We start from the raw sequence: 6,294 nt of genomic DNA, 5'->3' as shown, positions 1-6,294 counted from the left end.
CGAAGTTTCATTGTTGAACACTCTTTCCAAGGCATCCCGGTCCCTCCCTGAATGCCATGTTAATGTGTCAACCATCTCTCCGAACACCTGTCACCTATGTCTCCGGTATGTACATCGGGGGCCGGGATGACACCGAAGGGGATTGCAGGCAACCTGAAAAAACTTATCCCCCAGCTCAAAACCATGCCCATACTAATCCCATGCCTACGTAACGGGCTGCTGGCGGAGCGACCGTCAGTTTGTCGTAGGTTGGGCGGGGCTTCTGGAAGACGTAACGCACCTTTCAGAGGTCCGGTGAACCGAACTTCAAACGTGACCGCATGGTTTGAGGGGAAGGGCCCAGGACTATAGGGTATCACGCGGTGATAGGTACAAGAGCACCGGCAGGGAGACTTGCTTTTGCGAAAGTGTCTATCAAAGACGGAGGAACTGTTTGGTCAGGGAAACCTGACTGGATAAGCCATTGTCTTTCCGGGAAACCGGCTATCGTGCCTTATAGGCAAAAGAGGCGACGTTGTTCATTCAAAGAAAGCCCGGGCAAGGCGTGTAGCCAATGCCGAAGAATTAGTTTCAATAAATAGCGCAGGTATTGCCTGCCGCCTTGCTCATCCCGACTATCGGGAACTCTGGTTCAACACTGCATGAGAGGTCATGTGGTGCTATTGGTGCTTCTGCAAACGTCAAAGCGTATTGCTGAAACCTGAGAAACGGTTTGGGCACAAAAATCCGCAATAGATGAAACCGCTTTATGTGGAAATACGCAGGAAATGCATCTAATGCAGACTTTGCAGGATGCCGCCTAATCGTTAGCTTGTCGTCCTGCAAAGAAGCGTGTCAGGCAAGGAGCACCCCGGATGAAACCGACAAACTCAGTATTTACCGGAATAGAAACGACGGTATTTGAGCGCATGTCGCGTCTGGCTATGGAACATCAGGCCATCAATCTGGGGCAGGGCTTCCCGGATGTAGATGGCCCGCAGGATGTGAGACAGGTTGCTGCTGACACCTTGATGGAAGGGCCAAACCAGTACCCGCCTATGTTGGGCGTTCCGGCTTTGCGACAGGCTGTGGCGGACAACAACAAGCGCTTCTATGATCTGGATGTAGATTGGCAGAGCGAAGTACTCGTCACCTCAGGCGCCACCGAAGCGCTGGCAGACAGCATCTGCGCGCTAGTTGAACCGGGCGATGAAGTCATCCTCATAGAACCGCTCTACGATTGCTATCTCTCGTTGGTCAAACGGGCAGGCGCCACTCCGGTCTTCGTGCAGGTAACACCGCCAAACTGGGAGCTGCGCGAAGAGACACTGCGCAAGGCGTTCTCCAGCAAAACCAAAGCCATCCTGCTCAACAACCCAATGAACCCAAGCGCAAAGGTCTTCTCCACGAAGGAACTGCAACTCATTGCAGACCTGTGCCTGGAGTTTGATTGCTATGCGATCTGCGATGAAGTCTACGAGCACATCGTCTTTTCCGAGGACAAGCACAAGCCACTCATGACCCTTCCGGGGATGCGTGACCGCTGCATTCGCATTGGCTCTGCAGGGAAGACGTTTTCACTGACAGGCTGGAAAGTTGGCTACATCACAGCCGCCCCAAACCTGCTGGAGCCAATCGCCAAGGCGCACCAGTTCATCACCTTCACCACACCGCCCAACCTGCAAAAAGCAGTCGCTTACGGTCTGAGCAAGGAAGATGACTACTACACCGCACTGGAAGATGACTTGAGAGCAAAGCGAGATCTGATCTCCAAACCGCTGGAAGACATGGGCTTTAAAGTGCTGCCGTGCGAAGGCACCTACTTCGTCACCTGCGACTTCTCTCCACTTGGCTTCAAAGGCAATGACGTAGACTTCTGCCAGAAGATGGTGGAACAGGCTGGGGTCGCAGCTGTCCCAATCTCGGCATTTTATGGCACCGAAGGCCCGCAAACATTCGTCCGGTTTTGTTTCTGCAAAAAGGACGAAGTCCTGCAAGAAGCACTGGGCCGTTTGCGTGCATGGATGGGAGAACTGGCAGTTTCCTGAGGGCTCGCACCAGACGGTAGACACTGCTTCTCTGATAAGCAGTTCTGGCTTTCGGGAATACGCGTAAAAATAAAGACAAATTCGCAAAAGTAGCTCTGCGTTTAAAAATAGGGTATGCAGACTACAACGAGCCGGAGCTGCTTGGTCAGGCAAGGACGACTGACAGCCTCCCGCAAATAACCAATTGGCCTGTAATCCAACCCCTGGAAGTTTGAGTGAATGGATAATCCCGTACTCGTCGAAGTGACACGCGGCACCACAGTCGAGAGCCGTCACCGTGGTTCAATCGCTATCGTTGATGCCGATGGTAAGCTGGCATTCAGCGCAGGTGACGTGGAGCAGGGCATCTTTGCACGCTCCGCAATCAAAGCTCTTCAGGCAATTCCAATGGTGGAATCTGGCGCAGCTGAAGCTCTTGATTTTGATGATGCTGAACTGGCACTGGCCTGCGCCTCTCATAACGGCGAAGAGACCCATGCCAACTCCGCACGCATCATGCTCTTCAAAGCTGGCCTGACAGAAGAAGACCTGCTGTGTGGCGCACAATGGCCTAAGCACATGGATGATTGCGTTGGCCTTGTGAAGACCGATGACAGCCCATGCCAGCTGCACAACAACTGTTCTGGCAAGCATGCCGGTTTCCTGGCCATGGCCAAGACCCTGGGTATTCCAACCGAAAACTACATCGATTTTGACCACCCAGTTCAGATGGAAATCCGCAATGTGCTGGAACAGATGAGCGGTGGCATTCTGGCGAGTGATGTATGCGGCACAGATGGTTGTTCCATCCCGACCTACGCCATGGACCAGCAGAAAACTGCGCTGGCCTTTGCCCGCTTCGCAACAGGTGTTGGCCTCGATCCGGTTCGCGCCAGTGCAGCGGAAACGCTCTACGAGGCGTGCGTCAACGAGCCATACATGGTCGCAGGCAAAAACCGCTTCTGCACCGAGATCATGGATATCTTCAAAGGCCGCGTCTTCGTAAAAGTTGGCGCAGAGGGTGTCTTCTGTGCAGCCTTGCCAGAGCTTGGCTTCGGCGTAACGCTGAAATGTGAAGACGGTTCCGTGCGTGGTGCTGAGGTGATGATGGCATCCACCATCAGATCGCTTCTGGATATTTCTGATGAAGAAGAAAAAGGTCTGAACGCCTGGGAACACCAGCAGTTGAAGAACCGCCGCGATGTTCTCGTCGGCGAAGTACGCCCTGTTGCAGACTTCAAGCGTCTTCTGAACGCCATGTGATACAAGGCAGGAGTTTCATCTCCTGCCGCCTCATCTAAACTGCACTGACAAGATTGTCTGTCACGCGAATGGAGTGTGGCAGATCCTCCGTTGAAACTGCCAGATCGCCGCTCACCTGTTCATCCCATTTGAAGCCAGCGATATTCACCGTGCAGTCTGCAATGATATTCTGGGAAATGAGCGCACTTTGTCCTTTAGCCGCAAAGCTGACGGCAATGCCCACCGGGGCAGAGCGCACAGTATTTTGAGCTGCAATCAAATTAAGCATATATGGCCCCCAACCCAGATTAATGCCAATAACCCGCGCATCCTCGACAACATTGCCAGTCACACTGGTATCCGCCTCAACCGCAATACCAACCCCAAAACTCGGATTGTCCTTCGCATAAGGCCCAGTGCCAGTAATATCGCGCAATACATTGTTGGAGCACACGGCCAGACGACCACCCTCGCGGAAGTTGGTGATGGAAATCCCGTTGGCAGTTGTCTCAATCAGATTATTGCTGACAATAGCGCCTTGAAAACCGAACTCGACAAACAAAGCCACCTCGCCGGAACGAAGGCAGGTATTACCAAGCACCTGAACATTAGACGCAGCATTGGCGCGGATTGCGGAGAACGTGCAGTCGCTCACCTTGTTGTTGGAGATACTAACATCGTCCGCCCGAAACACATTGATGCCATTGCCATTTTGACCGGTTCCATCACTTTGCGCTCGAATGTTGGAGACTTGATTGCTGGAAATGATCGAACCATCATGCCCTTCAGACCACCGATGCACCAGAATACCGCCGTTTCCGCAGTCAGAAACGATATTCCCCTCAATCTGAAGCGCTCTAGCATTGTAGCTGAGAAGAGCAACATCTCCGATTGCGTGGATGTGGTTACCAATAACAGAGCCTGAACACTGCTCCAGCACCAGACCAGCCTTGCTGCTTTTGGTTATCTCACAGGAACTGAGATCAAGCCGCTCACATTGAGAAAACCACAGCAGCGCCGAGACGTCGTCGGATAGTGACAGGCCGTTGCCATCGCAGATAACACCACTCAGGCTAACATGATCTGCTTGAATGCCCTGCAGAAGAGGACCGCTTCCACTGAGCGCCAGACGCGTATGTCCGGGTACACCGCGTAAGGTCAGTCCACTTGGCAGAGTAAGGCCCGAGCACAAATAGCTGCCAGCACCTAGCTGAAGGATTTGCCCCTGCGTTGCAGTCTCATTCATCGCGGTCTGCAGCGCCTCAGAGATATCTTGCTGTAACGGAGGAGCTGGAAATTCCACGATTACCGGTTTTAAAGGAGCTGCCGCCTGGGTGTCTTTAGCAGCAACAAGCGTCCCGGCTCCGGCAATGACACCAGCACCAAGGAGGGCACGTCGCGAAAGTCTCTCTTGATCCTCTGTCATCTTGTCCCCCAACGCTTGCTTAAATCCCGAACAGGCTCGCCAGTTTACTCGCCGCAGCGGTTGCTGGCAGGTTGCCGGACTTCACCGCGCTCTCAACATCAGGTAGAGCTGCTTGAATATCAGGGTTTGCCTTTAAAGCTGCCTGAAGCTTCTCGTTCAGCAAGCCCCACATCCACGCCAGCTGCTGTTCAGCGCGTTTGTTGTTCCAGTCACCGCTCGCCTGCATCCGTTCTTTGAAGATGCCGAGCTGCGCCCACACTTCATCAAGGCCCTCATTGGCAAGGCCGGAAACAGTCAGGACTGGAGGGGACCAATGCTTGGACCGCGGTGCAAGGATATTGAGAGCCGCACGATATTCAGAAGCTGCGGAACGTGCTCGCAACTGCCCGTCACCTTCTGCCTTGTTCACGGCAATAAGGTCTGCAATCTCAAGCACGCCCTTCTTGATCCCCTGCAGCTCATCACCAGCACCCGGCAACATCAGCACGAGGAAGAAATCAACCATCTGCGCAACCGTCGTCTCGGATTGCCCAATGCCAACCGTCTCCACCAGGATGACATCAAACCCCGCCGCCTCACAAAGCAGCATGCTTTCGCGGGTCTTAGCCGCCACACCGCCAAGCGTACCTGCGGAAGGGGAAGGGCGGATGAAGGCATTACGATCTATAGCCAACTGGGCCATACGGGTCTTATCACCCAAAATGGAACCGCCAGTGCGCGTTGATGACGGATCGACAGCCAGCACTGCCACTTTGTGCCCGGCAGCGGTCAGGTTGGAGCCAAATGTGTCTATGGTGGTGGACTTGCCAACGCCTGGAACACCAGTGATGCCAATGCGGAATGCATTCCCGGTGGAGCCCATCACCTTGGTCAGCAGCGCTTCGGCCTGCTCCCGGTGTGCTGGCTTCTTGGATTCAACAAGCGTTATGCCGCGTGCAAGTGCTGCACGCTGCCCATTCAGCAACCGCTCGGCAAGATCACCAATGTTGTCTCTGGAAGAAGCAAGGCGTGCATTCATTCAAATAAGTCCGGTCAGAAGAATCTCTTCTGACAACCTTGAACAGATGACGCCCCTTTGCAAGTCAGCGACTTGGAGAAGTTGTGGGGCAGGGCAGAACCCTGCACCAGTTCTTCAGGAAGGATACGCGAAGAATAATGCGTTAGCGATAAGTGACAGCAGTACCAGTTGCAGTCACCATCAACATGGAACCGTTGCTGCCAACAGTTTCATAGTCAATGTCGATGCCGATCACAGCATTTGCGCCATAACGCGATGCTTCCTCAGTCATCTCATGCAGCGCAATCTGACGGGCTTTCTTCAGTTCACCCTCGTAGGCGCCGGAACGACCACCGACAATATCGCGAATACCAGCGAACAGATCCTTAAAGACGTTCGCACCCAGAATTGCTTCACCGTGAACAATTCCTTTGTACTCAGAAATCTCTTTGCCATCGAGAGAGTTAGTGGTCGTAGTAAGCATATGTCATCCTCAAATCCGTGCCATGGCCCTCAGCCAGACACACATCAATCCGTTCAATCAAAACCAACAAGCCAAGATCGAAGTGCCCGAGCCCATAAATCAAATGAGCGCTTACCTCATGTAGGAAAGGATCTGGAAA

5 protein-coding genes are annotated in these 6,294 nt (G+C 53.4%); 2 read left to right on the top strand and 3 right to left on the bottom strand.

What is annotated here, in order from left to right; all coding sequences use genetic code 11:
• Nucleotides 1-854 precede the first annotated feature (854 nt).
• Together PsAD26_RS21290 and PsAD26_RS21285 are read left to right on the top strand one after the other, a co-directional pair.
• On the top strand, nt 855-2,027 hold the full coding sequence (locus tag PsAD26_RS21290; protein WP_063312011.1) for an aminotransferase: 1,173 nt from the start codon (nt 855-857) through the stop codon (nt 2,025-2,027).
• A gap of 219 nt (nt 2,028-2,246) precedes the next feature.
• Complete coding sequence (locus PsAD26_RS21285; RefSeq protein WP_063312010.1) at nt 2,247-3,269, top strand: asparaginase; 1,023 nt, start codon at nt 2,247-2,249, stop codon at nt 3,267-3,269.
• 34 nt (nt 3,270-3,303) lie between these two features.
• Here PsAD26_RS21285 and PsAD26_RS21280 read toward each other — a convergent pair whose 3' ends face one another.
• From PsAD26_RS21280 to PsAD26_RS21270, 3 genes are all read right to left on the bottom strand, one after another.
• Nucleotides 3,304-4,674: a TIGR03808 family TAT-translocated repetitive protein gene (locus PsAD26_RS21280; RefSeq protein ID WP_063312009.1), complete on the bottom strand. Its 1,371-nt coding sequence runs from the start codon at nt 4,672-4,674 to the stop codon at nt 3,304-3,306.
• Nucleotides 4,675-4,693: 19 nt separating this feature from the next.
• Entirely contained in the window at nt 4,694-5,692 is a 999-nt protein-coding gene (meaB, locus tag PsAD26_RS21275) for a methylmalonyl Co-A mutase-associated GTPase MeaB (RefSeq protein WP_063312008.1), read from the bottom strand.
• Between the two features lie 142 nt (nt 5,693-5,834).
• Nucleotides 5,835-6,155, bottom strand: coding sequence for a heavy metal-binding domain-containing protein (locus PsAD26_RS21270; protein WP_063295737.1), 321 nt, complete (start codon nt 6,153-6,155; stop codon nt 5,835-5,837).
• Nucleotides 6,156-6,294: the final 139 nt, after the last annotated feature.

It is taken from the genome of Pseudovibrio sp. Ad26 (genome assembly GCF_001623285.1).
In the GTDB taxonomy this organism is placed as follows: domain Bacteria; phylum Pseudomonadota; class Alphaproteobacteria; order Rhizobiales; family Stappiaceae; genus Pseudovibrio; species Pseudovibrio ascidiaceicola.
Note: the sequence above shows the minus strand (reverse complement) of the source record. Positions and strands in the feature narration are given on the sequence as shown.